Annotated in this window: 24 protein-coding genes; 12 read left to right on the top strand and 12 right to left on the bottom strand. The window is 63.8% G+C overall.

Annotated features, from left to right (window positions below):
* Positions 1-115: 115 nt before the first annotated feature.
* Positions 116-1,960, bottom strand: a complete 1,845-nt coding sequence (gene ilvD / locus X726_RS141765; RefSeq protein WP_023672887.1) for a dihydroxy-acid dehydratase — start codon at positions 1,958-1,960, stop codon at positions 116-118.
* Positions 1,961-2,230: 270 nt separating this feature from the next.
* Here ilvD and X726_RS141770 point away from each other — a divergent pair, with 270 nt between their 5' ends.
* Positions 2,231-2,701: a VOC family protein gene (locus tag X726_RS141770; protein WP_023672886.1), complete on the top strand. Its 471-nt coding sequence runs from the start codon at positions 2,231-2,233 to the stop codon at positions 2,699-2,701.
* A gap of 179 nt (positions 2,702-2,880) precedes the next feature.
* Here X726_RS141770 and X726_RS141775 read toward each other — a convergent pair whose 3' ends face one another.
* Positions 2,881-4,473, bottom strand: coding sequence for a peptide chain release factor 3 (locus X726_RS141775; protein ID WP_023672885.1), 1,593 nt, complete (start codon positions 4,471-4,473; stop codon positions 2,881-2,883).
* Between the two features lie 138 nt (positions 4,474-4,611).
* Between X726_RS141775 and X726_RS141780 the strand changes: the two genes are divergently transcribed.
* Positions 4,612-5,685, top strand: coding sequence for an FAD-binding oxidoreductase (locus tag X726_RS141780; protein WP_023672884.1), 1,074 nt, complete (start codon positions 4,612-4,614; stop codon positions 5,683-5,685).
* On the opposite strand, the gene X726_RS141785 is transcribed toward X726_RS141780, so the two are convergent.
* The 3 genes from X726_RS141785 to X726_RS0136490 all read right to left on the bottom strand — a co-directional run bounded on the left by X726_RS141785 (position 5,679) and on the right by X726_RS0136490 (position 8,418).
* Positions 5,679-7,052, bottom strand: coding sequence for an amidase (locus X726_RS141785; protein ID WP_023672883.1), 1,374 nt, complete (start codon positions 7,050-7,052; stop codon positions 5,679-5,681). The genes X726_RS141780 and X726_RS141785 overlap by 7 nt on opposite strands.
* Positions 7,053-7,353: 301 nt before the next feature.
* Positions 7,354-8,148 (bottom strand): class II glutamine amidotransferase, encoded by a 795-nt coding sequence (locus tag X726_RS141790; RefSeq protein ID WP_023672882.1) that lies wholly within the window; start codon positions 8,146-8,148, stop codon positions 7,354-7,356.
* Between the two features lie 15 nt (positions 8,149-8,163).
* Entirely contained in the window at positions 8,164-8,418 is a 255-nt protein-coding gene (locus X726_RS0136490) for a DUF6356 family protein (protein WP_031198207.1), read from the bottom strand.
* A 113-nt stretch (positions 8,419-8,531) separates the two neighbouring features.
* Here X726_RS0136490 and X726_RS141795 point away from each other — a divergent pair, with 113 nt between their 5' ends.
* The 6 genes from X726_RS141795 (at position 8,532) to X726_RS141815 (ending at position 13,128) form a co-directional block, all read left to right on the top strand.
* On the top strand, positions 8,532-9,002 hold the full coding sequence (locus X726_RS141795; protein ID WP_023672880.1) for an Lrp/AsnC family transcriptional regulator: 471 nt from the start codon (positions 8,532-8,534) through the stop codon (positions 9,000-9,002).
* A gap of 85 nt (positions 9,003-9,087) precedes the next feature.
* Positions 9,088-9,573: a dUTP diphosphatase gene (gene dut / locus X726_RS141800; RefSeq protein WP_023672879.1), complete on the top strand. Its 486-nt coding sequence runs from the start codon at positions 9,088-9,090 to the stop codon at positions 9,571-9,573.
* A gap of 282 nt (positions 9,574-9,855) precedes the next feature.
* Positions 9,856-10,242, top strand: a complete 387-nt coding sequence (locus X726_RS01000000167585) for an HAD-IA family hydrolase (RefSeq protein ID WP_023672878.1) — start codon at positions 9,856-9,858, stop codon at positions 10,240-10,242.
* 176 nt (positions 10,243-10,418) lie between these two features.
* Positions 10,419-11,237, top strand: a complete 819-nt coding sequence (locus X726_RS141805; RefSeq protein WP_023672877.1) for a hypothetical protein — start codon at positions 10,419-10,421, stop codon at positions 11,235-11,237.
* Positions 11,238-11,313: 76 nt separating this feature from the next.
* The gene (locus X726_RS141810) at positions 11,314-12,117 is read left to right on the top strand and encodes an oxaloacetate decarboxylase (RefSeq protein ID WP_023672876.1); all 804 of its coding nucleotides are present in this window, start codon (positions 11,314-11,316) and stop codon (positions 12,115-12,117) included.
* Positions 12,118-12,129: 12 nt separating this feature from the next.
* On the top strand, positions 12,130-13,128 hold the full coding sequence (locus X726_RS141815; protein WP_023672875.1) for a proline racemase family protein: 999 nt from the start codon (positions 12,130-12,132) through the stop codon (positions 13,126-13,128).
* 5 nt (positions 13,129-13,133) lie between these two features.
* Here X726_RS141815 and X726_RS141820 read toward each other — a convergent pair whose 3' ends face one another.
* The gene (locus X726_RS141820) at positions 13,134-13,835 is read right to left on the bottom strand and encodes a sulfate transporter family protein (RefSeq protein WP_023672874.1); all 702 of its coding nucleotides are present in this window, start codon (positions 13,833-13,835) and stop codon (positions 13,134-13,136) included.
* A 198-nt stretch (positions 13,836-14,033) separates the two neighbouring features.
* Complete coding sequence (locus tag X726_RS141825; protein ID WP_023672873.1) at positions 14,034-14,936, bottom strand: EamA family transporter; 903 nt, start codon at positions 14,934-14,936, stop codon at positions 14,034-14,036.
* 215 nt (positions 14,937-15,151) lie between these two features.
* On the opposite strand from X726_RS141825, the gene X726_RS141830 reads away from it, so the two are divergent.
* Positions 15,152-16,144 carry an adenosine kinase gene (locus X726_RS141830; protein WP_023672872.1) on the top strand — a complete coding sequence of 331 codons (993 nt, stop codon included), beginning with the start codon at positions 15,152-15,154 and terminating at the stop codon, positions 16,142-16,144.
* A 71-nt stretch (positions 16,145-16,215) separates the two neighbouring features.
* Here the strand turns inward: X726_RS141830 and X726_RS141835 are convergent, their stop codons facing one another.
* The 3 genes from X726_RS141835 to X726_RS141845 all read right to left on the bottom strand — a co-directional run bounded on the left by X726_RS141835 (position 16,216) and on the right by X726_RS141845 (position 21,018).
* On the bottom strand, positions 16,216-17,289 hold the full coding sequence (locus X726_RS141835) for a sensor domain-containing diguanylate cyclase (RefSeq protein ID WP_031206324.1): 1,074 nt from the start codon (positions 17,287-17,289) through the stop codon (positions 16,216-16,218).
* A 124-nt stretch (positions 17,290-17,413) separates the two neighbouring features.
* Entirely contained in the window at positions 17,414-19,693 is a 2,280-nt protein-coding gene (locus tag X726_RS141840) for an NADP-dependent malic enzyme (RefSeq protein WP_023672870.1), read from the bottom strand.
* 143 nt (positions 19,694-19,836) lie between these two features.
* Positions 19,837-21,018, bottom strand: coding sequence for a glycosyltransferase (locus tag X726_RS141845; RefSeq protein WP_033002004.1), 1,182 nt, complete (start codon positions 21,016-21,018; stop codon positions 19,837-19,839).
* A gap of 165 nt (positions 21,019-21,183) precedes the next feature.
* Between X726_RS141845 and mutS the strand changes: the two genes are divergently transcribed.
* The 3 genes from mutS (at position 21,184) to X726_RS141860 (ending at position 25,072) form a co-directional block, all read left to right on the top strand.
* Positions 21,184-23,913 (top strand): DNA mismatch repair protein MutS, encoded by a 2,730-nt coding sequence (gene mutS, locus X726_RS141850; RefSeq protein WP_023672868.1) that lies wholly within the window; start codon positions 21,184-21,186, stop codon positions 23,911-23,913.
* Between the two features lie 73 nt (positions 23,914-23,986).
* Positions 23,987-24,451 carry a nuclear transport factor 2 family protein gene (locus tag X726_RS141855; RefSeq protein ID WP_023672867.1) on the top strand — a complete coding sequence of 155 codons (465 nt, stop codon included), beginning with the start codon at positions 23,987-23,989 and terminating at the stop codon, positions 24,449-24,451.
* Positions 24,452-24,517: 66 nt separating this feature from the next.
* Positions 24,518-25,072, top strand: a complete 555-nt coding sequence (locus tag X726_RS141860) for a TetR/AcrR family transcriptional regulator (protein WP_023672866.1) — start codon at positions 24,518-24,520, stop codon at positions 25,070-25,072.
* Positions 25,073-25,076: 4 nt separating this feature from the next.
* On the opposite strand, the gene X726_RS141865 is transcribed toward X726_RS141860, so the two are convergent.
* Positions 25,077-25,835, bottom strand: coding sequence for an MBL fold metallo-hydrolase (locus tag X726_RS141865; RefSeq protein WP_023672865.1), 759 nt, complete (start codon positions 25,833-25,835; stop codon positions 25,077-25,079).
* 52 nt (positions 25,836-25,887) lie between these two features.
* Positions 25,888-26,733: an aldo/keto reductase gene (locus tag X726_RS141870; RefSeq protein ID WP_023672864.1), complete on the bottom strand. Its 846-nt coding sequence runs from the start codon at positions 26,731-26,733 to the stop codon at positions 25,888-25,890.
* Between the last annotated feature and the right edge of the window lie 57 nt (positions 26,734-26,790).

The following is a 26,790-nucleotide window of genomic DNA, read 5'->3' as shown; positions in this document are numbered from 1 at the left end:
TCATCGCAGCGTAGAATCACACCCGATTCCGCAAGGCAATACCTATCTTAGCGCCTATGCCCTTGTGGGGAGGGTCGCTGCGCAGCAGCGGGGTGGGGGTCGGTGCCGCACCCCCTCACTCCGGCACGTGCCGCACCGCGCCCTTGTCGGCGCTGGTGGCGAAGGCGGCGTAAGCGCGCAGCGCGGTCGTCACCTTGCGCTTGCGCTTTTCCTCGGGCTTCCAGGCCATGGCGCCCTTTGCCTCCACGGCCGCGCGGCGCGCGTCGAGTTCAGCGTCGCTGACAGCAAGCCGGATCGTGCGGTTGGGGATGTCGATCTCGATCGTATCGCCTTCCTGCACCAGTCCGATCGTGCCGCCTTCCGCTGCTTCGGGCGAGGCATGGCCGATCGACAGGCCTGATGTGCCGCCGGAGAAGCGGCCGTCGGTGACCAGCGCGCAGGCTTTGCCGAGGCCTTTCGACTTCAGATAGCTGGTGGGGTAGAGCATTTCCTGCATGCCGGGGCCGCCACGCGGCCCTTCATAGCGGATGACGACGACATCGCCGGCCTTGATCTCGTTGGACAGGATCGCTTTGACGGAAGCGTCCTGGCTTTCGAACACGCGGGCCGGGCCGGTGAACTTCAGGATCGACTCGTCGACCCCGGCGGTCTTCACGATGCAGCCGTCGAGCGCGAGATTGCCTTTCAGAACCGCAAGCCCGCCGTCTCTGGAGAACGGCGTTTCGGCCGAACGGATGACGCCCTTCTCGCGGTCGAGGTCGAGCTCGTCCCAGCGGCGGTCCTGGCTGAAGGCGACCTGTGTCGGCACGCCACCCGGAGCGGCGAGAAAGAAGTCGCGGACGCTCTGGCTCGAGGTGCGGGAGATGTCCCAATGGTCAAGCGCTTCGCCGAGGCTTGCCGTATGCACCGTGGGCAGGTTGCGGTTGAGCAGCCCGGCATTGTCGAGCTGGCCGAGGATCGCCATGATGCCGCCGGCGCGGTGGACGTCTTCCATATGCACGTCGGACTTGGCCGGTGCGACCTTGCATAGCACCGGAACCCGCCGTGACAGCCGGTCGATGTCTTCCATGGTGAAGTCGACTTCTCCCTCGTGCGCGGCGGCAAGGATATGCAGCACGGTGTTGGTCGAGCCGCCCATGGCGATGTCGAGCGTCATGGCGTTCTCGAAGGCGCCCTTCGACGCGATGCTGCGCGGCAGCGCCGTCTCATCATTCTGCTCATAATAGCGCTGGGCGAGATCGACGATGAGATGGCCGGCCTCGACGAACAGCCGCTTGCGGTCGGCGTGGGTTGCCAGGGTCGAGCCGTTGCCGGGTAGCGACAGGCCGAGCGCCTCGGTCAGGCAATTCATCGAATTGGCGGTGAACATGCCGGAGCACGAGCCGCAGGTCGGGCAGGCTGAGCGTTCGATGACCTTGACGTCCTCGTCGGAGATCTTGTCGTCGGCGGCGGCAACCATGGCGTCGACCAGGTCGAGCGCTTGTGTCTTGCCGGCGAGCACCACCTTGCCGGCTTCCATCGGCCCCCCGGAGACGAAGACGCTTGGGATATTGAGGCGCAAGGAGGCCATCAGCATGCCGGGCGTGATCTTGTCGCAATTGGAGATGCAGACCATGGCATCGGCGCAATGCGCGTTGACCATATATTCGACCGAGTCCGCGATCAGCTCGCGCGACGGCAGCGAATAGAGCATGCCGTCATGGCCCATGGCGATGCCGTCATCGACGGCGATGGTGTTGAATTCCTTGGCGACGCCGCCGGCCTTCTCGATCTCGCGCGCCACCAGCTGGCCAAGGTCTTTCAGATGGACATGACCCGGCACAAACTGGGTGAAGGAATTGACCACCGCGATGATCGGCTTGCCGAAGTCCGAATCCTTCATGCCGGTGGCGCGCCACAGGCCGCGGGCGCCGGCCATGTTGCGGCCGTGGGTGGTGGTGCGGGAGCGATAGGCAGGCATGAATTTTCCTTGGCTGGCTGGCTGCGCTCAACGCGGAGCGTGGCGGCGCTGGATTTGGATCGCAGGGTTTATAGACCGGCAAGTATGGTCTGGCCACATTTTTGCAATGCGCCAGAGTCTCGCTGAAATCAGGGTTTCGAAAAAGATTGCCGGCCAGTGTCGGATCGCTAGCCCGGCATCCGTCCTTGGGACGACGGCAAGGGAATGGCACCATTTCAATAAGTCAGCCGCTTCACCTGTAACCGCAACCAAACACCCGAGGAGCATGACATGCAAAAGATCACCACCTGCCTGTGGTTCGATGGCCAGGCCGAAGAGGCGATGAATTTCTACGTCTCCATCTTCAAGAATTCGAAGGTGCTGAGCGTGCTGCGTTGGCCCGAAGGCCATGCCGATGCCGGCAAGGCGCTGGTGACCACGTTCGAACTCGACGGCGTGCAGTTCCAGGCACTCAACGGCGGACCGCAATTCAAGTTCAACGAGGCGATGTCACAGTCGATCGACTGCAAGACCCAGGAAGAGGTCGATTATTTCTGGGACAAGCTCATCGAAGGCGGCGGCGAACCGTCGCAATGCAGCTGGCTGAAGGACAAGTTCGGCGTCTCCTGGCAAGTCGTGCCGGAGCAACTGCCGCGCCTGCTTCTGGATCCGGACCGGGCCAAGGCCGGGCGGGTGATGTCGGCGATGATGCAGATGAGCAAGATCGATATTGCGAAGATCGAGGAAGCTGCGGAGGGATGAGAAGGGGTCCGCGTAGCGGACGAAAAGCCAATTGCTTGGCTTTTCGAGCTTCGAACGCCCTGAGCCATGCGAAGGGCCGGCGCGCGTTGGAGCCAATTGACCCTTCAACGTCGGCGCTGCCCCTCATCCGCCCTTCGGGCACCTTCTCCCCGTAAGCGGGCAGAAGGAAAAGGGGCGCCTTAGGCCGCCTTGTCGCGGACCTGGTAGTCCTTGACGGTTGCGAAGCGGATCGCCTTCCAGCGTTCGGCTTCGTAGTTCAGCGAGAAGGCGTGCTGGGCCAGAAACACCGGGTCGTTGTCGAGGTCGCGGGCGATGTCGCCGCGATGCGCCTCAATGAAGCGAAGCGTTTCGGCCTTGTCGTCGGCAGAGATCCAGCGGCAGACCGAGAAGCGCGACATTTCGAATTCGACCGGCAGCGTGTATTCGAAATTCAGCCTTTCCTTCAAGACGTCGAGCTGCAGCGCGCCGACAACGCCGACGATGGCCGGCGAGCCGTCTTCCGGCGAAAACAGCTGCACGACGCCTTCCTCGGCCATCTGGTGCAGCGCTTCCTTGAGTTTTTTCGCCTTCATCGCGTCGCCGAGGCGCACACGGCGCAGGATTTCCGGCGCGAAGTTAGGTACGCCGCGGAACAGTATCTCCTCGCCTTCGGTCAGCGTATCGCCGATACGCAGCGTGCCGTGGTTGGGAATGCCGACGACATCGCCGGCAAACGCTTCGTCGGCGGTGACGCGGGTGCGAGCGAAGAAGAACTGCGGTGCCGACAGGCTCATCGGCTTGCCGGTGCGCACCAGCTTGGCCTTCATGCCGCGCTCGAGCTTGCCCGAACAGACGCGCACGAAGGCGATGCGGTCGCGATGGTTGGGGTCCATATTGGCCTGGATCTTGAACACGAAGGACGTCATCTTCTCCTCCGTCGCCTCGACCTTGCGGGTGTCTGCGTCCTGCGCACGCGGCGGCGGCCCGAAGGCGCCGAGCGCCTCGATCAGGTCGCGCACGCCGTAATTGCGCAGCGCCGAGCCGAAATAGACCGGTGTCAGATGGCCTTCGCGGAAGGCGTCGATGTCGAGCGGGCGGCAAGCTTCGCGCGCGAGCTCCAGCTCCTCGATGAAGGCCTCGCGCTCGTTTTCCGGCAGCAGGCCGGCGACGCGGTTGGAGTCGGGGCCGTTGACCGGCGTGCGGTCTTTCTCGGCATCGCCCCTGCGCACAGCGTTGAGCGCCAGGTGGTAGGTGCCGGCAAAAGTCTTGCCGCGGCCGATCGGCCAGGTGATGGGGGCAGTGTCCAGCGCCAACTTCTGCTCGATCTCGTCGAGAATTTCGAACGGGTCGCGGCTTTCGCGGTCCATCTTGTTGATGAAGGTGATGATCGGGATGTCGCGCAGCCGGCAGACTTCGAACAGTTTCAGCGTGCGCGGCTCGATACCCTTGGCGGCGTCGATGACCATGACGGCGCTATCGACCGCCGACAGGGTGCGGTAGGTGTCGTCGGCAAAATCCTCGTGGCCGGGCGTATCGAGCAGGTTGAAGACATTGTCCTCATATTCGAAGGTCATCACCGAGGTGACGACCGAAATGCCGCGCTCGCGCTCGATCTTCATCCAGTCGGACCGGGTCTGGATGCGATCCTTCTTGGCCTTGACCTCGCCGGCAAGCTGGATGGCGCCGCCGAACAGCAGCAGCTTTTCGGTGAGCGTCGTCTTTCCGGCGTCGGGGTGGGCGATGATCGCGAAAGTGCGGCGGCGCGATACCGCCTGTTCGATGTCTTCAGCCAATTTCTGGAATCCTGTCTGTGGCGCGGGCTTCTAGCAGCGCATTGCTGGCCTGTCGACAGTTTCGGGCCGGCAGGCCGACCACACTTGAGCTTGAATCGTTACGGTGGCATCAGAGGAGCCCATTCTGAGAGGTCCGGTATGAGCAGCGCTAAAGAAGTCATCGTCATTGGCGCCGGCATTATCGGGGCGTCCATCGCCTGGCACCTGACCAAGGCCGGGGCGCGGGTGACTGTGATTTCCGATAGTGGTGCCGGCGGCGTCGCCACGCCAAACTCCTTTGCCTGGATCAACGCCAGCTGGGGCAATCCCGAAATCTATTTCCGGCTGCGCATCCGTGCGATGGCCGAATGGAAGCGGCTGGCAAACGAGCTGCCCGGCCTGCCGCTCGCCTGGTGCGGCGGGCTGTGCTGGGATCTGCCGGCCGACAGGCTCGAAGCCTACGCGGCTGAGCACGCTTGCTGGGGTTACGGCATCGAACGCGTCGACGCCGGGCGGGCAGCGCAAATCGAGCCCAATCTCGTCGAGCCGCCGGAATTCGCTGTCTATGTCGCGGAGGAAGGCGTGGCCGAACCGGTCGCAGCGGCCAAGGCGCTGCTGGCCCACGCAGAACGGCAAGGTGCGCGCGTTCTCTCCAGTTCTGTAACCGCACTTGTCCAGACCGATGGCAGGATTGCCGGTGTCGATACATCGCATGGGCTGATGCCAGCCGAAGAGGTGGTGATCGCAGCCGGTGTCGGGGCGCCCGATATTGCCGCTACCGCCGGCATCAAGCTGCCAATCGAGACGCCGCCCGGTCTGATCGTCCACTCGCAGCCCTACAAGAAGCTCCTCAACGGGCTGGTGCATGCCGAAAAGCTGCATATGCGCCAGACGGCGGAGGGCCGCATCATCGCCGGCTCGGATTTCGCGGGGAGCGATCCCGGTGAGAATCCCGACGCCACGGCGCGCGAGCTGTTTGCAGCAATGAAGGCGGCTTTGCGCGGCGCCGACGAACTGGAATTCGATTTCCACACGGTTGGCTACCGGCCGACGCCGATCGACGGCTTTCCGATCATCGGCCGCGCCGAGGGCACGGAAGGTCTCTATGTCGCCGTCATGCATTCCGGCATAACGCTGGCGCCCGCGGTCGGGCTGTTCGCCACGCGCGAAATTCTCGACGGCGAGCGTGATCCGCTGCTGACGCCTTATGGGTTGGGTCGGTTTGCTCAGTAGCCCGGCGGACGCTTGAAGCCGCCGGTCAGCGCTTCGATCGCCTTGGCGATGCCGAGCAGCCGCGATTCCGACCAGCGCTTGCCGACCAGTTGCAGGCCGATAGGCAGGCCGTCGCGGTCTTGCCCGCAGGGCAGCGAGAGTGCCGGATGGCCGGAATAATTGAAGACCGCGCCATAGGCCGGTAGCATCCAATAGCTTTGCTCCTTGCCGTCGACTTCGATCGGCGTGCCGGGCTCACAATGCGCGAAGGCCGTGGTCATGGCGACCGGGCACAGCAAGGCATCGCAGGTTTCGAAGAACCTGTCCCAGGCCAGGATCGAGCGGTCGCGGCGAGCGAGCGCCTCGAACCAATTGGTGATCGGCGTTGGCTGCTCCGGCGGTTCGGGCTGCGCTGCCTCCAGCATCATGCCGATCAGATCGCCGCCCTGCTCCAGATCGTCATGCAGATCGATCTCAGGCAAGTTCGCTTCTTCCACAATCACCCCTGCTGATTGCAACCGCTTGGCCAGGCTTTCGACCGCGGCAGCGATTTTACCAGCCACCGGAAAGCCGGGGAAGGACGGCGCGACGGCGATGCGCAATGTCTTGAGGTCGAGCCTGGGCATGGCCTCTACGGGCACCGGCGCGAGGTCGGTGTCTGCTCCGTCCGGGCCGGCGATGATTTTGTAGATCAGCGCAAGATCCTCCACGCTGCGCGCCAGCGGGCCGAGGCAGGACATCAGCCGCACGCTACGCGCCGCGCCGTTCGGATCGGGGAAGGCGCCGGCCAGGGACACGCGGTGCTCGGTCGGTTTCAACCCGTAGACGCCGCAAAAAGCCGACGGCAGGCGGATCGAATCCTGCATGTCGGTGCCGACATCGAACGGCGTCATCCCGGTCGCCACCGCTGCCGCGGCGCCACCGCTGGACCCGCCTGACGTGCGCGAGCGGTTCCACGGATTGCTGGTGCGACCGAACAGCGGGTTGTCCGCCTGCCAGTCGCCCAGCATCGTCGCGACATTGGTCTTTCCAATCAGGATGCCGCCTGCGGCTTTCAATCGGGCGACGACCGGGCTGTCTGCCTTTGCCACATAGTCGGCGAATGGTGCGAAACCAACCGTGGTCTTCATATCAGCGGTTTGGTGCATGTCCTTCAACGTGAAAGGCACGCCATGCAGCGGTCCGAGCGCATCGCCGCGCGCCTGCACCGCGTCGGCTTGTTTCGCGCGCTCGCGGGCGCCTTCCCGATCGAGATTGACGACCGCGTTGACCGCCTCGCTGTGTCGGTCGATTTGGGTCAGATGGGCGTCCAGAGCTTCGACGGCGGAGATCTTTCGCGCCGCGATTGCGGCGGCGAGATCGATGGTCGAGGAAAAGGCGAGGTCCATGATTGCTCCGGCTGCTGCCAAACGTATCGCGGTTTAAAACCAAGTTCAGCATTCGGAGATCATCGGCGCTTGATCAAAATTGCGCTTGCCGGTCGGTTGAGGTTGGCGCTCTACGGCGCCCCCCTCTGTCCTGCCGGACATCTCCCCCACTTTGGGGGAAGATTGGCAGCTTTGGCTTCGGCGCCCCTTTTCCTGCGTTGAAAATTGGCGAAGGCCGCCGTGACCTCCAATCTCCCCCCTCGTGGGGGAGATGTCCGGCAGGACAGAGGGGGGCGCGAAGGAATGCGGCTTAGACTAGGGCCTAGACGACCAGTGCCAGCCTTGCCACAGCCGGCACGAACGGCCGAATGCTCATCCCATCGCCAGTGATCGTGACAAAACTCGCCGGCGGGATCGCCTGCCAGTCGCCGCCTTCGCGGTCGAAGGGTTCGGACACGATGCAACGACCGCCGTTGCGGAGCGACGTGTACAGGGTCGGTGCGTGGGCATCGCTTGCGTAGCGCACGGCATAGAGCGCGCGCCCATCCGAAAGGGCCGCAGTGAGTTTCAAGGCCGGTTCGAGACCGGCGTGGCGTGACGCCTCCAGAACCCGAGCGGTGGCGCGCGATACTGCCCCTTGCGGGTCGCCAGCAAGACCCTCGTCGATCATCAGCAGGAAAAGCAGCTCGGAATCGGTGGTGCCCTCGCGCTGGTCGAAGACGGCGTCGCAGAGCGAGTTCTCCAGCGCGCGGCGGATCTTTTCGAAGCCGCCGATCTGGCCGTTGTGCATGAACGACCAGTTGCCGGAGATGAAGGGATGGCAGTTCATGCGGCTGGTGGCGCCGCCGGTCGACGCCCTGACATGGGCGAGGAACAGGCCGGATTTGATCTGCCGGCATAGGCTTTTCAGATTGGGATCCGACCAGGCCGGCAGGATGTCGCGGTAGAGGCCGGGCTCGGGCCGGTCGCCATACCAGGCAAGGCCGAAACCGTCTCCATTGGTCGGCGACTTGGCTTCCTGGGCGCAATGGCTCTGGGCAATCAGCGAGTGGCAAGGCGCGGTGACGACGTCTTCGAGGAAGACCGCTTCACCCAGATAGGCCGCCCATCGGCACATCGCTTCTAACCAATCCTAGACGAGATCCAAGTGAGCCTGGGGCTCCTTGACCGCGTGCGAGCCTCTGTTGTGCGTCCGTTCATAAAGTTCGCGAACGATTCGGCTTGCCACAGTTTCGAAGAGAAACGGCAAGAAAGCGTGAACGAGTGCCGCACCAGCGGCCATCAGGAGGCGCGAGCAGAACCAGGCGGCAAAGGCCATATGGCTGAAATAGGTCTCGCCCACCTTGGCCGGGTGAGAGGTGAACAGCTTCGAAAACAGCGTCGTCATGGTGATCCCTCCTGCCGGGATAAGCCCCGATGTGGGTATCCTGCCACGGGGTAAAGGTTCATCGGTCTCAATTTGTCCTTGTCTAACGCCGTGGTTCGGGACATTCATCCCACATGGCGCTTGAATTTGATGAAATCGACCGAAGATTGCTGGCCGAGCTGCAACGCGACGGCACACTATCGGTCGATCAGCTCTCCGAAAAAGTGTCGCTGTCGCGCAACGCCTGCTGGCGCCGGGTCAAGCGGCTGGAAGAGGACGGCGTCATCACCGGACGGGTGGCGCTGGTCGATGCCGACAAGCTCGGGCTCGGACTTTCGGTGTTCATCCTGATCCGCACCTCCAATCATGACCCGGACTGGCTGCAGAAGTTCCGTGCGGCGGTGACCGGTTTTCCCGAGATCACCGGGGTCTATCGCATGTCCGGCGATCTCGACTACGTGCTGCGCGCCCGCGTCGCTGACATGAAGGCCTATGACCGGCTCTATCAGCGGCTGATCGCCAAGGTGGCGCTGTCGGACGTTTCGGCCTCCTTCGTCATGGAGGAGATCAAGGAGACGACCGTCGTTCCGATGGAATTGCGCTAGGTCACACTGACGCCTGAAAGAAAGCCGTTGATAGGCCTGCGGACGAGTTGACCGAATCGCCGTTCGCGCCGATAGGATCGATTTTATGCGCGCAGCCTTCCAAAATTCCTCCGTCATTGGTCCCACTGTCGGCTTCGTCAGGTTGCCGCATGGAGATGGACTTCCCCTTCCCGCCTATGAAAGCACCGGCGCCGCCGGCATGGATCTGCGCGCCGCGGTGCCGGAAGACCGGCCGCTGCTGATCCTGCCTGGCAAGCGCGCCTTGGTGCCGACCGGTCTGATCCTGGAAATTCCCGAAGGAATGGAAGGCCAGGTGCGGCCGCGCTCCGGCCTTGCCTTCAAGCATGGGCTGACCGTCCTCAATTCACCGGGCACGGTCGACAGCGACTATCGCGGCGAGGTCAAGGTGCTGCTGATCAACCTTGGCGACGAGGATTTCGCGGTGACGCGCGGCATGCGCATTGCCCAGATCGTCTTTGCCGCGGTGACGCAGGTGACGGTTGAGGAGCGCTCGCTGGCCGGCGCCACGACGCGCGGCGCGGGCGGGTTCGGATCGACCGGCACCGCCTGAAATGAGCATACCGAAACTGGTCATCTTCGACTGCGACGGCATCCTGGTCGACACCGAGAACCTTGCCAACCGGCGGCTTGCCGAGTGGTTTGTTGCCGCCGGTTATCCCACCACATTCGAATATTGCCGCAAATATTTTTCCGGCCGCAGCATGGCTTCGGTGCAGAAGGAAATCGAAGAGACGACCACGGTGCGGCTCGGCGCCGATTTCGTCGATCGCTGGAATGCCGGCCTGCCCGATCTGTTTGCGCATGGCGAGATCGGAAGAGCACACGTCTNTATGTGCGCGACTTCATCGAGGCGGTTCGCGCGGCCGGCATTCCCTATTGCGTCGCCACTTCCGCGCGTATCTCGAAGATGCACATCACGCTCGGCCAGACCGGGCTGCTGCCGCTGTTCGAGCATGGCATGTTCTCTTCGACCATGGTCAGCCGCGGCAAGCCGTTCCCGGACCTGTTCCTGCATGCGGCAAAGACCATGGGCTTTGTGCCCGCCGACTGCATCGTCATCGAGGACAGCGTTGCCGGCACGCAGGCCGGCATTGCCGCCGGCATGCGTGTCTATTCCTATCATGGCGATCCCTATTCCGACCGCGATGGCCTGGCCAGCGCCGGCGGCGTCCTGTTCGACGACATGCGCGAACTTGCCGGGCTGGTGCCGATCCACTGAAGCTGTGTTAGGTTCCGCGCGGCCAGCCTGAGGCGCCCATGCCAACGAACCTGCTTCGCTCCATCCTAAAGCGTTTCACCGTTTCATGGAAACGGCGAACCGCTCTATCTTTTTGTTTTGTCGCAATTTCCGGCCGGAAAACCGCACACACTTTTCCTGAAATTGCTCTAGCGCTTGTGCTGCTGCCGTGGCTTTGGACCGCAGCCGGCGCGCAAGCCGTCAGCTTCCCGGAATTCGGCAGCGCCATCCCCGGCCACATGGATGTGACCTATCTGGACCTCGCAAGGATGGTCATTCCCGGCCTCGCAGGTAACAGCAACGGTTTCTACCGGGGTGGATTGCCGATCGAGATGCGCCACATCGAGGGACCGGATGGCGGCGGTTCGCCGCCTGAGACATCGGGCCTCTCCAACGCCGGCGTGCTCGCCATCAAGGCCGGGGGCAAGGACCGGCTGGCGATGCTCTACGACCTCGGCGACTCTCCCGACAGCGCCGAAGGCTATGCCGTGCTGGCGCTCTACGACATCACAGACAAGCCGAAGCTGCTCGACGCCGTCAATGTCGCGCTCGACCGCGGCACCTATTTCCGTGAACCGGGCAAGCTTTCCGTTGGGCCGAACGACGACATCGTGATCACCATGAGCGCGCATTTCAATTCAAGCCAAAACTACGCAATCACGCCGCTGATCATGGTGCGCGACGACAAATTCCAACTGATCGACATGATCTTCACCTTCGATGAGAACCTGTGCGCCTACAGCCGGAAGCAGGACGTTGCTTTCCAGACGATCGCTGACGGACAGCCTTATGCCGCGGTCAAAGTGACGGTGACCGACGCCACGGTGCTCAACGGCGAGAGCTGCGACGACCAGCCGCCCAAGCCTGAAGCCCACGCAATTTCCGTCACCTATCATTGGGACAAAAAAACGTTGCACTATGTCAAGGATTCCGATGCGCTGGACAGATTGGCAGGAGAGAACGCCAAACGCTTCTGAGCCAACCGCATTCGTTTGCTCGGTGCATTGCTGCACGATAGAATCTGCCGGCATTTCGCATCTGAAGGGAGCACTCATGGACAAGGGCAAGATCTTTCGCGACCTGCACGCCTCGACCTTCGTCATGCCCAACCCCTGGGATGTCGGCACGACCAAGCTCCTGGCGTCCTTCGGTTTCAAGGCGCTGGCGACCACCAGCGCCGGTTTTGCCTTCTCGCGCGGCCTGCCCGATGGCGCAGTGACCTTCGAGGCGATGATCCACCATTGCCGCGAGCTGACTGCGGCAACCAGCCTGCCGGTGTCGGCCGATCTCGAGAAAGGCAAGGGCGACAGCGCGACGAGTGCCGCCGAGACGGTTTTTGCGGCCGAAGCGGCAGGTCTCGCCGGCTGCTCGATCGAGGACCATACCGGCGATCCCGACAAGCCCATCTATGAGTTTTCACACGCCGTCGAGCGCGTTGCAGCTGCTGCTGAAGCCGCACGGGCGCTCAAGCATGATTTCGTCTTCACCGCGCGGGCCGAGAATTTCCTTTGGGGCAAACCGGATCTCGACGACACGATCAAGCGGCTGCAGGCCTTCGAAAAGGCCGGCGCCGACGTGCTCTATGCGCCGGGCCTCAAAGATGTCGAGACCATCCGGAACGTCTGCTCGGCAGTGAGCAGGCCGGTCAATGTCATGGCACTCCCGGCCTTCACCATCGCCGACCTCGCCATGGCCGGGGTCAAGCGCATCTCGCTTGGGCCGTGGCTGACCAATTTCGCCTTCGGCATGCTGGAAACCGCGGCGCGAGAGATCCAGCAGGACGGCACGTTCGGCTTCACCCGCGCCGCCATGCCGTTCGGCAAATTGCAGGCGCTGTTTTCCAAATCCTCAGGGTAGGGGTCCCGGCGCATGACGCTCACCGTCGTCGACATGCACACCGGCGGTGAGCCGGTCAGGATCGTCACGGACGGCTATCCAGACATTCCCAAAGGCACGATCCTGGAAAAGCGCGCCTATGTGCGCGACCACCTCGACCATTTGCGCAAGCTGCTGATCTTCGAGCCGCGCGGCCACTACGACATGTATGGCGCGCTGCTGGTGGAGCCCGACCTGCCCGGCGCCGACCTGGCCGTGCTGTTCATGCACAATGAGGGTTATTCCACCATGTGCGGCCACGCCATCATCGCGCTTGGCCGCTACGCCGTCGACGAAGGACTGGTGGCGAAACAGGAGCCAATCACCATGGTCAACATCGAGGCGCCGTGCGGCATGGTCGTCGCTTCGGTGGAGGTCAAGGACGGCAAAGCGGGATCCGTGTCGTTCGAAAGCGTGCCGGCCTTTCTGTTTGCCCATGACCAACAAATCGAATTGGCGGGATACGGCAAGATTGCGTTCGACATCGCCTATGGCGGCGCCTTCTACGCGCTGGCCGACTGCCATCAATTCGGCCTGGAGTTCGGCCGCAGCCGGGTGCGCGATTTCGTCGACGCGGCAACCGCGCTGACCGAGCGGCTGAAGGCGGAGTTCCCTCTATCGCATCCCGACCATGCCGATCTCGCTTTCCTCTACGGCACCATCCTCACCGATGGACGAGATGCGTTCTCCAGCGAGGCAACGAAAAACATCTGCGTCTTTGCCGATGCCGAGGTCGACCGCTCGCCGACCGGCTCCGGCGTCACCGCGCGGCTGGCGGCAATGCATACCAAGGGTGAAATCAACCCTGGTCAGGAGCGGTCCTTCGAAAGCATCGCCGGCTCGCGCTTTTCCGGAGCGGTGGCGCGCACGACCATGGCCGGCCCGCATGATGCGATCATCGCCCGCGTCGGCGGCCGCGCCTACTATTCGGGCCGGGCGGAATTCACCGTCGAGCCGGATGACGAATTGGGACGCGGTTTTCTTCTGCGTTGATAGGCCTATCGCCCGGCGCTCTCCCGCGCGCCGACCGCCTTGTGCAGATGCACCATCATGGCGGCGGCAAAGAGCGGCGTCAGCAGGTTGAGCAGGGGCACGGCGAGGAAGGCAGCGATGAGCAGCCCGGCCAGAAAGACGGTGCCGGCATATTTCCGGCGCAACGCCCTCGCCTCATCTTCCGGGCGGAAGCGCATGGCGGCGAATTCGAAGAATTCACGTCCGAGCAGATAGCCGTTGACGATGAAGAAGGCGGCGATGTTGACGCCTGGAACCAACAGAAGGAGCAAGGCGACGATGTTGCCCAGGATGACGACGCCGAAGAATTTCACCGACAACACGAGCGAGCGCAGCGCCGGCATGGCGCGTCCGACGGGATCGGCCGGATAGTCGGTGCGCTCGACCACTTCGGCGATGTCGTCGAGAAACAGGCCCGCCACGATTGCCGTCACCGGCGCGATCAGCAGCGCCATCCCGAAGGCAAGCGCGATGGCAGCGATGATGCCGCTCAGCCATCCGGCCCAGGACGGCAGGCCGGGCAGCAAGGAGTGAACCCATGGCAGGGCCAGCCAATCGACAAGCCCGGTCAAGACGAACCACAAGGCGACCAGCGCCAGGACGGTCAAGCCCAGCGTCTTCAGGAAAACCGCGCGGAATTCGGGAGAAAACAGCCGGCTGAAGGCGGCGCGGGCAGCGTTGGAGATCACGGCGTTTCCACCCCCAGGAACAAACGGATATCTCCGACATAGGCGGAGACCCTGTCAGCCGCAAGCCTGCTGGAGCGGGCGCAATTCCGGACGGGAACTAGAGCATGATCCCAAAAAGTGGGTACCGGTTTTTGGAAAAGATCATGCTCCAACAAAGGGCTAGATCATGATGAGATTTCAACCAAATCTCATCATGATCTAGCGCGCCAGCGCCCGGGAGCGGGCGGGGATGGTCATTGCCGCAACGCCGGCGACGACGCAGCCCATGCCCCAGAAAGCTGTCGGCCCAAGGCTTTCACCGAGGAACAGGACGCCGATGCCGACGCCGATCGGCACGCGCAGATAGGCCTGCGACGTCGTGCCGACCGAACCAAGCGTGTGGATGAGGCGGAAAAAGATGCAGAAGGCCAGCGCCGTGGAGAACACCGACAATGCCAACAAGGCCAGTATCGACGCCATTGAAGGCGACAGCGTCCACGGGCGGTCGAAGGCCAGGCTCAAGGGGACGAGGATGACCGCGCCGCACAGCATCGAGCCGGCGGCCGGCAGCATCGGGTCGAGTCCCCTAAAGCTGCGGCCGAAAATGGCGGCGCCGGCATAGCAGACCGTGGCGGCAATGACGGCAAGCTGCGCCCACAATTGATGGCCGAGCCCGCCAAGCGCCTGGGTGCCGACGATCAGGCAAATGCCGGCGATGCCGGCACCGACACCGAACAGCTTGCGTGCGGTCACGGATTCATGGCGGGTGATAAGCGCGGTCAGCAGGAAGGTGAAGATCGGCGAGGTCGCGTTGAGAATGGTGGCCAGACCGGCGTCGATGGAGCGCTCGGCGGCGGCGATCAGCGTGAACGGCACGACGCTGTTGAGGCAGGCCTGGACCATGAACCGCCACAAGGTCGCGCTGTCCTTGGGCATGGCGAGGCCGCGCCAGCGGATCAGCGCGAGCAGGATGGCGCCGGCAATCAAGGTGCGGGCAGCGATGAAGGATATCGGCGGGATCGTCTCGACACCGATCTTGATGAAGGTATAGGACGCGCCCCACAGGGCGGCCAGCACGCCAAGCAGCGCCAGTTCGGTGGTCATGTCGGTCTTTGCTTGCATGCGGGTGCTTCCAGCGCTTGATTTGACGCCAAGCTTGTAGGCGACCCGGCGGTCAGATGCTTCGGCCACGGTCGAACTGTGATGGAGCCTCGTCCCAGGCGCGCGCGCCGGCCTGGGCCGGCAAAGGATGGAAATCGGTTGCCATTTTTCGGGGTGATGCTGTAGACCCGCCCGGGCGCGGCAGAAAGCCGGCAGGTTCCAGGGCGGAGACATTGATGCCGGATTATGACGTGCTTTGCATCGGCAATGCCATTGTCGACATCATCGCCCAGTGCGACGACGCTTTTCTCGAGACCAACGGCATCATCAAGGGTGCGATGAACCTCATCGACACCAAGCGCGCCGAGCTCCTCTACAGCCGCATGGGGCCGGCGATCGAGGCCTCCGGCGGCAGCGCCGGCAATACGGCGGCGGGCATTGCCAGCTTCGGCGGCCGCGCCGCCTTCTTCGGCAAGGTGTCGAACGATCCGCTCGGCGAAATCTACGCCCATGACATCCATGCCCAGGGCGTCGCCTTCGACACCCGGCCGCTCGAGGGCCAGCCGCCGACGGCGCGCTCGATGATCTTCGTCACCCCCGACGGCGAGCGCTCGATGAACACCTATCTCGGCGCCTGCATCGAACTCGGGCCGGAAGACGTCGAGGCCGACAAGGCGTCGGGCGCCAAGGTGACCTATTTCGAGGGCTATCTGTGGGATCCGCCGCGCGCCAAGGAGGCGATCCGGCAGACGGCGAAGCTGGCGCATGCCGCCGGCCGCGAAGTGTCGATGACGTTGTCGGATTCGTTCTGCGTCGACCGCTACCGCGACGAGTTCCTCGAGCTGATGCGCTCGGGCACCGTCGACATTGTCTTTGCCAACAGTCACGAGATCAAGTCGCTCTACCAGACCAAATCCTTCGACGAGGCGCTGGCGGCGATCCGCAAAGACTGCAAGATCGCCGCCGTCACCCGCTCCGAAAAAGGCTCGGTGATCGTGCGCGGCGACGAGACTGTCACCATCCAGGCGACGACGATCCGCGAACTGGTCGACACCACCGGCGCCGGCGACCTCTACGCCGCCGGTTTCCTCTACGGCTACACCTCGGGGCGCAGCCTGCAGGATTGCGGCGATCTCGGCTCGCTGGCCGCCGGGCTGGTGATCCAGCAGCTCGGGCCACGGCCGCGGCAGAACCTGCGCAGCGCGGCCCAACTGGCGGGGTTGCTGTAGGGCCGTCTTTCGGCGCGCAGCGCCGAGCCAGATGAGGGGTTCCCGCCGGATCAGGCTGTCCGGCGCTCCGCTCAGGCGGTGCGGCGAAGGTCGTCGGACGTAGGCCCGGGTTCCAAAGCCCCGGCGGTGACCAGCCGGTTGCGGCCGCTCTTTTTGCCGATGTACATCAGTCGGTCGGCGAGCGTTATCAGCGCCTCCGAATCGGACGCTTCCGCCGGGTAGATGGCGACGCCAACGGTGCAACCAACATGGATGGCTCCATTCGGCGTCGGCACCTTGATCCGCAGCTTTTCCAGGATACGTTCGGCGACGCCCACGGCCTTCTGTCGGGCCCGGCTAGCCTCTCCTGAAAACAGGAATGCGAACTCGTCTCCACCGAGCCGCGCCACGAAATCAGCGCTGCGCAGGATGGTGCGAAGCTGACCCGCCACCTCCTGCAGCAGCGCGTCGCCGGCCTCGTGGCCGAGCGTGTCGTTGACCTTCTTGAACCTATCGAGGTCGATGAACAGCAGGCCGGCCGCCTGGCCGGTGCTGTCGCAGCGGTCGATCACCGACCTCAGCTCGTTGTGAAAGGCGCGCCGGTTGGGCAGGCCGGTCAATGCATCGTGGTTGGCCGAGTGATCGCTCTGCTGCTTGGCCAGCTCGATCTCGCGCTTTTGTACCGAGAGTTCCTCATTGGCGGCCTTGAGTTCGAGCAGCAGCTCGGCGTTGAGATCCTCGACTACCTTACGGTCGCTGATGTCGACGACGAAACCTTCCAGGAATTCGAGTTCGCCGGCACCATCCCAGACGCCGCCGCCGATCTCGCGGACCCAGAGCGGCTCGCCGACCTGCGGCACGATGCGGTAGTCGACGTTCCAGTTGCAGCGCGCCTCGAGCGCGGTATCGACGGCGGCATAGACGGCAGCGAGATCATCCGGGTGGATGGCCGAGACATAGTCGCGCACGGCATTTTGAATGAAGTCGCTCGGCCGATAACCGCTCACGGTGAAAATGCCGTCGCTGATGTAGAGCATGGTGTAGGACGCATCGTTGCGGCAACGGTAGAGATAACCGTCCATGCGGCCGGTGATGCTCAGCAGCGCATCCAGGCGCTCGTCGTGATAGACCCCCTGGCCGACCACAGATGCCGTGTCATGCTTCATGGCCGCACCCCCGTTTTGGCGGTCTGAGCGCGCCGCCAATGCCATAAGGCCATAGGGGGCGAGAACGTTCCCTATAGCAGCCGAATATTATCAATCTCTTATGCGTTGGCGATTTTGCCGCCAATCAGGCTCCCGCGCTATAGGCCGCGATCGCAGCCATGTTGACGATGTCCGAATCCTTGGCGTTGAGCGAGACGATCTGGACCGGTTTGTTCAAGCCGACCAGCAGCGGGCCGATGACGGTGGAGCCGCCGAGTTCCTGCAGCATCTTGGTCGAGATCGAGGCCGAGTGGAACGCCGGCATGATCAGCACGTTGGCCGGGCCGGTCAGCCGGATGAACGGATACTGCGCCATGGCACGGGCGTTCAACGCAACGTCGGCGGCCATCTCGCCGTCATATTCGAAATCGACGCGGCGCTTGTCGAGGATACGCACCGCTTCCTGCACCCGCTCGGAGCGTTCGCCCTGCGGGTGGCCGAAGGTCGAATAGGCAAGCATGGCGAGCCTCGGCTCGTAGCCCATGCGGCGGGCAAATCCCGCCGCCTCTTCGGCGATGTCGGCGATCTGTTCGGCATTGGGCATGTCGTGCACGGCGGTATCGGCGACGAGGACTGTTTTGCCCCGCGCGAGCACGATGGAGACGCCGATGACGCGGTGTCCGGGCTTGGCGTCGATGACGCGGCGGATATCGTCAAGCGCCGTGGAATAGTTGCGGGTGACGCCGGTGACGATGCCGTCGGCATCGCCCAGCGCCACCATGCAGGCAGCGAAATGGTTGCGGTCGTTGTTGATCAGCCGCTGGCAGTCGCGGAACAGGAAGCCTTTGCGCTGCATGCGCTCGTAGAGATAATCGGTGTAGATGCCGTTGCGGCGCGAAAGCCTGGCATTGATGATCTCGATGCCTTGCTTGTTCAGGTCGATGCCGGCGTGCCTGGCGTTTTCCTTGATTACATCGTCGCGGCCGAGCAGGATCGCGGTGCCGAGCTTCTGGTTCACATAGGAGACGGCGGCGCGCATCACCTGTTCTTCCTCGCCCTCGGCAAAGACGATGCGCTTGGGCTGGCGGCGGACGCGATCGTAGATGCGCTGCAAGGTCGAAGCGATCGGGTCGCGGCGGGCCGACAGCTCCTGCGCGTAGCGGTCGAGGTCGAGGATAGGCTTGCGGGCGACGCCCGACTCCATCGCCGCCTTGGCCACCGCGAGCGGGATGGCCGAGATCAGGCGCGGATCGAACGGCACCGGGATGATGTAGTTCGGGCCGAATTTCGGCCGGTTGCCCTGATAGGCGGCGGCGACATCGTCGGGCACGTCCTTGCGCGCCAGGTCGGCCAGCGCTCTCGCTGCGGCGATCTTCATGTCGTCATTGATGGTGGTGGCCCTGACATCCAGCGCACCGCGGAAGATGTAGGGAAAGCCCAGCACATTGTTGACCTGGTTGGGGTAGTCGGAACGCCCGGTGGCCATGATGGCGTCGGTGCGGATTTCGGCCACTTCCTCCGGCGTGATCTCCGGGTCGGGATTGGCCATGGCGAAGATGATCGGGTTCTTGGCCATCGATTGCACCATCCTGGTGGTCAATGCGCCCTTGGCCGACAGGCCGAGGAAGACGTCGGCGCCATCCAGCGCCTCGGCCAGGCTGCGCGTGGCGGTCTTGACCGCATGCGCCGACTTCCACTGGTTCATGCCTTCGGTGCGGCCCTGGTAGACGACACCCTTGGTGTCGCACAAGATGATGTTTTCCGGGGCGAAACCCATCGCCTTCATCAGTTCGATGCAGGCAATGCCGGCGGCGCCGGCGCCGTTGCAGACCATTTTCGTGGTCTTCATGTCGCGGCCGGTGATCTCCAGCGCGTTGATCAGCCCGGCGGCCGAGATGATGGCGGTGCCGTGCTGGTCGTCATGGAAGACCGGGATGTCCATCAGTTCGCGCAGCCGCTGCTCGATGATGAAGCATTCCGGCGCCTTGATGTCTTCCAGGTTGATGCCGCCGAAGGACGGGCCGAGAAAGCGCACGCAATTGATGAATTCGTCGGCATCCTCGGTGTCGACCTCGAGATCGATGGAATCGACATCGGCGAAGCGCTTGAACAGCACCGCCTTGCCTTCCATCACCGGCTTGGAGGCCAACGCGCCGAGATTGCCGAGGCCGAGAATGGCGGTGCCGTTGGAGATGACGGCGACCATGTTGCCGCGCGTCGTGTAGTCGAAAGCGCGGCTGGGGTCTTCGGCAATGGCCAGCACAGGAACCGCGACACCCGGCGAATAGGCGAGGCTCAGATCGCGCTGCGTCGCCATCGGCTTGGTGGCGACGATCTCCAGCTTGCCGGGGCGGCCCATGGCGTGGAATTCCAGCGCCTCCTCGGCGCTGACGGAGGGGCCGCTATTTTCGGTTTTCTTGGCCATGATGTTTTTGATTTCCTCGCCGGTGTCGCCCCCTTGAGACGGGTGCGTGTTTTTGAAACTTCCGAATTAAGGCTACACGCCACCGCTGTAAACCGCCAAGCGATCTTCACGCCCGCAGCGAAATCCCCCAAGGTCGAACGGCGTCACGTCGGCTCTGGCTCGCTGACGAAGGCAGCGATTTCGCGCACCGTTCCCCGACGCATCATGCCGTCTGTGCCGGGGAAAGGCCACGTCTCGATGGGTGGCGCACGGCTTCCCTTGCGCCGCAGCAATGCAGTCAGGAACGCCATGAGTTCGATGCGCTGGGCGTGAACCTTCTCCAGCGTGCGGCGGCGGATGTGCTGACGCGGTATGGCACGATCTCGCAGCGTCTCGACGGCGCGGCGAATGGCAGTCGGTTCCGGATCGGCGACGATGCAATAATCCGGATCGAAATAGACGTCGCGACCGCCAAGGCTCGGCGTACTGACGATCGGCAGGCCGGCCATCAGATATTCCATCGAGGAGTACATCGCTCCTTCCACGGCCGACAGGCACAGCCCGACGGCGGCCTGGTTGTAGACGTGGTTGACCTGTTGCGCCGTCAGCTTGCCCGGCCAGCCGTCGACGAGCGGATTGGCGATCTGGTGGAGCGGCGAACGCGCCTGCAGTCGCCGAACAAAGGCGCGGGCGGCAACCGGCGGCAATTCGCCGATCGAATAGGTGATGTGGGCCAGCCGCTCTATGTCGAAGGCCAGGTGATGGCGTTTGATCGGCGAGATGCGGCCATTGTAGACCGCGTCGAATTCGACCGGCACGTCCGGCAGCGGCCGGAATATATCCTCCGACACCATCAGATTGTGGTTGGAGAAGATGGCATTGCCGCCCGCAGCTGCGATGAGACGGCGCTCTTCCTCGGTGTTGCACAGGAAGATGATTTCGTGCAGCGGAAACCGGCCGGCATACCAGGCGAGATCGCGGCCCATCCGGGCGATGACAGCCGGCCGCTCCATGGTCCAGGTCTGCATCGTCAGGAAGGTGACGCGGCGCGCCGCCAGGCGCCGGCCGAGCGCTGCCAGCGGATAGAGCGGCCGCGACCCGCCAATCGGGACATAGAGCACCAGCGGGTCGCGGCTGAGCACATGCAGCGACATGTCGATGCCGCCATCGACATCGGACAGCGGCCCGCGTGTCGGCAGGAGGAAGGGGACGCGCTTGCGCAGTGTCCCCCTGAGCTTGCCTTTGGTGCGGTGGACGCGCCGCGCCGCCAACAGCAGCAGGCGCTCAAGCGCCGATCCAGCCGGACCGACCAGCTCTTCGAACGCCTCCTGTTTGTCCTGATCCATGCCGCTTATCCCCGCCATGGCGATCATAGGGTCTGGTTGGCGCCCGAAGCAACCAACGGCTTCACCCGGCGTAGAGGGAGCACAAGCCGCCGTCGAGGCCGGTCGTCCCCTGCTTTTCGAGCCGCCTGCATTAAACCCCGCACCTACATCTGCTAGCGTGCGGGCATGAACATGCACACTTCAGCAGAAACCGACGCCCCAGAGGTGACACCGTCTGCGCCCGTCGGCAGCGTCACGCCGATGATGGAGCAGTTTATCGAGATCAAGGCGGCGAATCCGGATTCTCTGCTGTTCTACCGCATGGGCGATTTCTACGAGCTGTTCTTCGACGACGCCGAAAAGGCGAGCAAGGCGCTGGGCATCGTCCTGACCAAGCGCGGCAAGCACCAGGGTAACGACATTCCGATGTGCGGCGTGCCGGTGCATGCGGCCGACGACTATCTGCAAAAGCTGATCGGCCAAGGTTTTCGCGTCGCCGTCTGCGAGCAGATCGAGGACCCGGCGGAAGCCAGGAAGCGCGGCGGCAAATCGGTCGTACGCCGTGACGTGGTGCGCCTGGTGACGCCAGGCACCATCACCGAGGATAAATTGCTGGCGCCGTCGGAATCGAGCTTCCTGATGGCGCTAGGGCGGGTGAAGGGCGGCAACAGCGGTGACGCCTTCGCCCTGGCCTGGATCGAGATCTCGACCGGCGTCTTCCGCGTTGCCGAAACCACGGCCGACCGCCTGCTGGCCGATGTCTTCCGCGTCGACCCGCGCGAGCTGATCGTCGCCGAGCCGGTGTTTTACGATCCCGAGCTGAAGCCGGTGTTCGACTTCATCGGCCGCGTCGCCAGCCCGCAGCCGCCGTCGCTTTTCGATTCGGCTTCGGCAGCGGGGCGGATCGCGCGCTTCTTCGAAGTGGCGACGCCGGACAGTTTCGGTGCCTTCTCGCGCGCCGAATTGTCGGCGATCTCGGGCGCCATCGCCTATGTCGAAAAGACGCAGAAGGCCGAGCGGCCGCCTTTGTCGCGTCCCGAACGCGAGGAGCAGGGCTCGACGCTGTTCATCGATCCTGCGACACGCGGCAATCTGGAACTGTTGCGCACGCTGTCGGGCAGCCGCGACGGCTCGCTGTTCAAGGCTATAGACCGCACGGTCACCGGCGGCGGCGCCAGGCTGCTCGCCGACCGGCTGATGGCGCCGCTAACCGATCCGGCGGCGATTGCTGCCCGGCTTGATTCGGTATCGTTCTTCCGCACCGAGACGCGGCTCTGCCAGGCTGTGCGGTCAAGCCTGAAGAGCGTCGCCGACATGCCGCGGGCGCTGTCGCGGTTGGCGCTCAACCGCGGCGGTCCGCGCGATCTCGGCGCGCTGCGTGCCGGCTTCGAAGCGGCGGCCACCATTGCCGAACTGTTCGGAACGACCGTCCTGCCCGCTGAGCTGACCGGGGCACTTGCCGCGATAAAGGCGCTGCCGCGCGCGCTGGCCGAGCATCTGACCCAGGCTCTTGGCGAGGAACTGCCGCTGCTGAGGCGCGACGGCGGCTTCGTGCGTGGCGGCTACCATGCCGAACTCGACGAAATGCGGGCGCTGCGCGACGAATCGCGCAAGGTGATCGCCGGACTGGAGCGCTCGCTGATCGAGGAGACCGGCATCCGCTCGCTGAAAATCCGCCACAACAATGTGCTGGGTTACTACATCGAGGTGACCGCCAACCACCATTCGATCATGACCGGAAGCGACGGCGCCAAGGCGCGCTTCATCCACCGCCAGACCATGGCCAATGCCATGCGTTTCACCACGACCGAACTTGCCGAACTCGAGACCAAGATCGCCAATGCCGCCGACCGGGCGCTGAGCATCGAGCTTGCCGCTTTCGATACGCTGACGGCTGAGGCGGTCGGCGAGGCGCAGAAGATCCGCGCCGGCGCCGATGCGCTCGCCGTACTCGACGTGTCGGCGGCGCTCGCGCTGTTGTCGGAGAGCGAAGCCTGGTGCCGGCCGCTGGTCGATTCCAGCCTCGCCTTCGACATCTCGGGCGGACGCCATCCGGTGGTCGAACAGGCGCTTCGCCGTTCGGGCGAAGGGCCGTTCGTCGCCAATGATTGCGATCTGTCGCCGCAAGACGGTGCCAAGGCCGGCGCCATCTGGCTGCTCACCGGTCCGAATATGGGCGGTAAGTCGACCTTCCTGCGGCAAAACGCACTGATCGCCATCCTTGCCCAGACCGGCTCCTTCGTGCCGGCGACATCGGCCCATATCGGCGTCGTCGACAGGCTGTTCTCGCGCGTCGGCGCCTCGGACGATCTGGCACGTGGCCGCTCCACCTTTATGGTCGAGATGGTAGAGACGGCCGCGATCCTCAACCAGGCCGGTGAGCGGGCGCTGGTGATCCTCGACGAAATCGGTCGCGGCACCGCCACGTTCGATGGCCTGTCGATCGCCTGGGCGGCAGTCGAGTATCTGCACGAGAAGAACCGCTGCCGGGCGATCTTCGCCACTCATTTCCACGAAATGACGGCACTCTCCGGCAAGCTGCCGCGACTGCACAATGTCACGATGCGGGTCAAGGAGTGGGAAGGCGACGTGGTCTTCCTGCACGAGGTCGGCAAGGGTGCCGCCGATCGCTCCTATGGCGTTCAGGTCGCTCGCCTTGCCGGTCTGCCGGAAGCGGTGGTCGGCCGCGCCAAAGAGGTGCTGCATCAGCTCGAGGAAGGCGATGTCTCCGGCAAGGCCAACCGGCTGGTCGACGATCTGCCGCTGTTTTCGGTGGCAATGAAGCGGGAAGCGGCAAAGCCTGCGAAGAGCGACGCACTGGGTGCAGCGCTGGGCGAGATCAATCCAGACGAGATGACGCCGCGCGAGGCGCTGGAAGCGCTCTACCGGCTGAAGGGGATGGCGGGGAAAACCTAGTCCGATTTCAGCCTTGACCAATTGTACCGTTTGGTACAATGCTCGCCATCGCCTTTGCCGATGGGAGAATGACATGAGCCGTCCCCCGCTGCCGCCCTTCACCGCCGAGACCGCCGCGCAGAAGGCGCGCATGGCCGAAGACGCCTGGAACAGCCGCGACCCAGAACGGGTTTCGCTCGCCTATACGCAGGACAGCACCTGGCGCAACCGCGCCGAGTTCGTCTCGGGCAGAAATGAGATCGTCTCCTTCCTCACACGCAAATGGGCTCGCGAGATGGACTACCGGCTGATCAAGGAGGTCTGGACCTGGAACGACAACCGCATCGCGGTGCGCTTTGCCTATGAATGGCGCGACGACAGTGGCCACTGGTTCCGCTCCTACGGCAATGAGAATTGGGAATTTGACGCGGATGGACTGATGCGTAGGCGCGTCGCCAGCATCAACGACCTGCCGATCGCTGAGGGTGAGCGCAAATATCACTGGCCGCTCGGCCGCCGGCCGGACGACCATCCCGGCCTGACCGAACTCGGACTTTAGAGTGTGATCCCTAGAACTGTGTCGCGGTTTTCGGCAAAGATCATGCTCAAGCGGAAAAACTAGCGCATGCGCAGGATCGCGCCCGATCGCGCCGATTTGCTCTCCATCATCGGCGAGGTTTTCCGCGAACACGGCTATGAAGGGGCGAGCCTGGCGCGGATCGGTGCGGCGACCGGCCTAGGCAAAGGCAGCCTTTACCACTTCTTCCCCGGCGGCAAGGAAGAGATGGCGGCGGCTGTCATTGCCCATATAGATGGCTGGTTCGAGGAGAATGTCTTCGTGCCGTTGCAGGACAGGGCCGACCCTCGTACGGGCATCGATCGGATGTTCGAAGCGACCGACAGCTATTTCCGCTCAGGCCGTCGGGTCTGCCTGATCGGCGCCTTTGCGCTGGACGAATCGCGCGATCTCTTCGCCAAGGCGATCAAAAGCTATTTTGGCCGCTGGGTAGCGCATCTTGCCGAGGCGCTGACTCGTGTCGGACACAGCCCGGCCAAAGCAGACGAACTCGCCGAAGAAACGGTCGGCGCCATCCAGGGCGCGCTCACGCTGGCGCGCGCCTTCGACGACACCGCAGTGTTTTCGCGCGCGCTGCAACGGGCGCGGGCGGCGCTCGGCTAGAGTGCTATAAGGGCTCGAAGCGGAAAGCAGTCTCGGTTCGAAAAACCCGGCCGACGCCGGGCGAATCAAGATGCGCGCCGGCGACGTAGCAGTCGTTGTTGGCCGCAAGCGCCAGCATTTGCAACCGGCTTGCCCTCGCCTGCTGCTGGTCTGCGTCGAATTCCCACGTGATCTCGGGTCGATCGAATTGAAGCGACGGCACATGTACGATGTCGCCCCAGATCAACAGTGTTTCGCCTGCGCTCACAACCCGAAAGCAAGTGTGGCCGGCTTCATGGCCAGCGGAGCCGATCGTATCGATGTCAGCGCTGACGCGCTGTCCAGCATCGAGAGGCTGGGCGCGATCGTGGAAGCGTTCCAGCCTCGCCACGTCGCGAAACATGCCGAGCTCAGCTCGCGGGACAAGCAGGCGAGAGAGCTGCGGGAAGCCGTCGCCACCATCGGCAAGGATGAGCCCGTGTATATGGTCGAGATGGGTGTGGGTGAAAGCAACAGTCCGAATCCGCTCGGTGGCGATCTTCGCCTCGCGCAGCGCCTCGGGCAGGTGCCCCATTGTCGGGTGCCAGGCGTTCGAAGCCCCTGTGTCGATCAGCGTGACGTCGTCGCCGTCATCGATGGCGAAGGCGTTGACCGACAGCCTGAGCGCACCGTCGACGAGCGGTACATGCGAGGGCAGGTTGTCACCGAATGTCCGGTCTCCGGGCTGGCGCAGCCGCCTGATTGGCATGTCGACGTAACCGTCGCGCAGCGACGTGACCGTCATGGCTCCGACTCTATACGCCGTATGATTATACCCGGTCGAAATCCGTTCCAATCTAGATCATCTCCAGGCCGCGCTTGCGCGTCGGCGGTGGAAAGGCGCGGTCGAGTTCGACGAAATCCTCAGCCTCCAGCTCGATGTCGAGCGCGGCAACATTCTGGCGGACGTGCTCCTGGCTGCTCGCCTTCGGGATGGCGATGACACCGGGCTGCGCCATCACCCAGGCCAGGGCGATCTGTGCCGGCGTTGCGTTGTGGCGGGCGGCGATGGTTTCCAGCCTGGAATTGCGCGCCAGCGCGCCCTGCTCGACCGGCGAATAGGCCATCAGCGGGATGCCGCGCTGCCGGCTCCATGGCGCGAGATCGAATTCGGGGCCGCGCCGCGACAGATTGTAGAGTACCTGGTTGGTCTGGACATGATCTCCAGACGACAGGCCGGTCAGCTCCTCCATTTCGTCGGTGTCGAAATTGCTGACGCCCCAGTGACGGATCTTGCCGGCCTTCTTCAACGCCTCGAAAGCCTCGACCGTTTCGCCTAGAGGCACACTGCCCGGCCAATGCAGGAGATAGAGATCGATGCGGTCGGTGCGCAGGCGCTTCAAGCTGTTTTCGCAGGCCCGCGCCACGCCGGCGCGCGAGGCATTGGACGGCAATACCTTGGAGACGAGAAAGAGTTTGTCGCGGCGCCCGGCAATGGCTTCCGCCACCACCTCCTCGGCGCCGCCGCTGGCATACATTTCAGCGGTGTCGATCAACGTCATGCCGAGGTCCAGCCCGAGCTTCAGGGCATTGACCTCCCCGGCGCGGCGGCGGGAATCCTCGCCCATCTTCCATGTGCCCTGTCCCAGCACCTGGACGGCCTCGCCCGAAGGCAACGTGGTGGTTCTTATGGTCGTGGGCATGGAGGCTCCTCGTATGGCGGTCAATGCGCATGGCATCACAAGCACAGGGAGAAATCC

This window comes from Mesorhizobium sp. LSJC285A00 (assembly GCF_000503155.1).
Taxonomy (GTDB): domain Bacteria; phylum Pseudomonadota; class Alphaproteobacteria; order Rhizobiales; family Rhizobiaceae; genus Mesorhizobium.
This window is presented reverse-complemented; position numbering and strand designations above follow the sequence as displayed.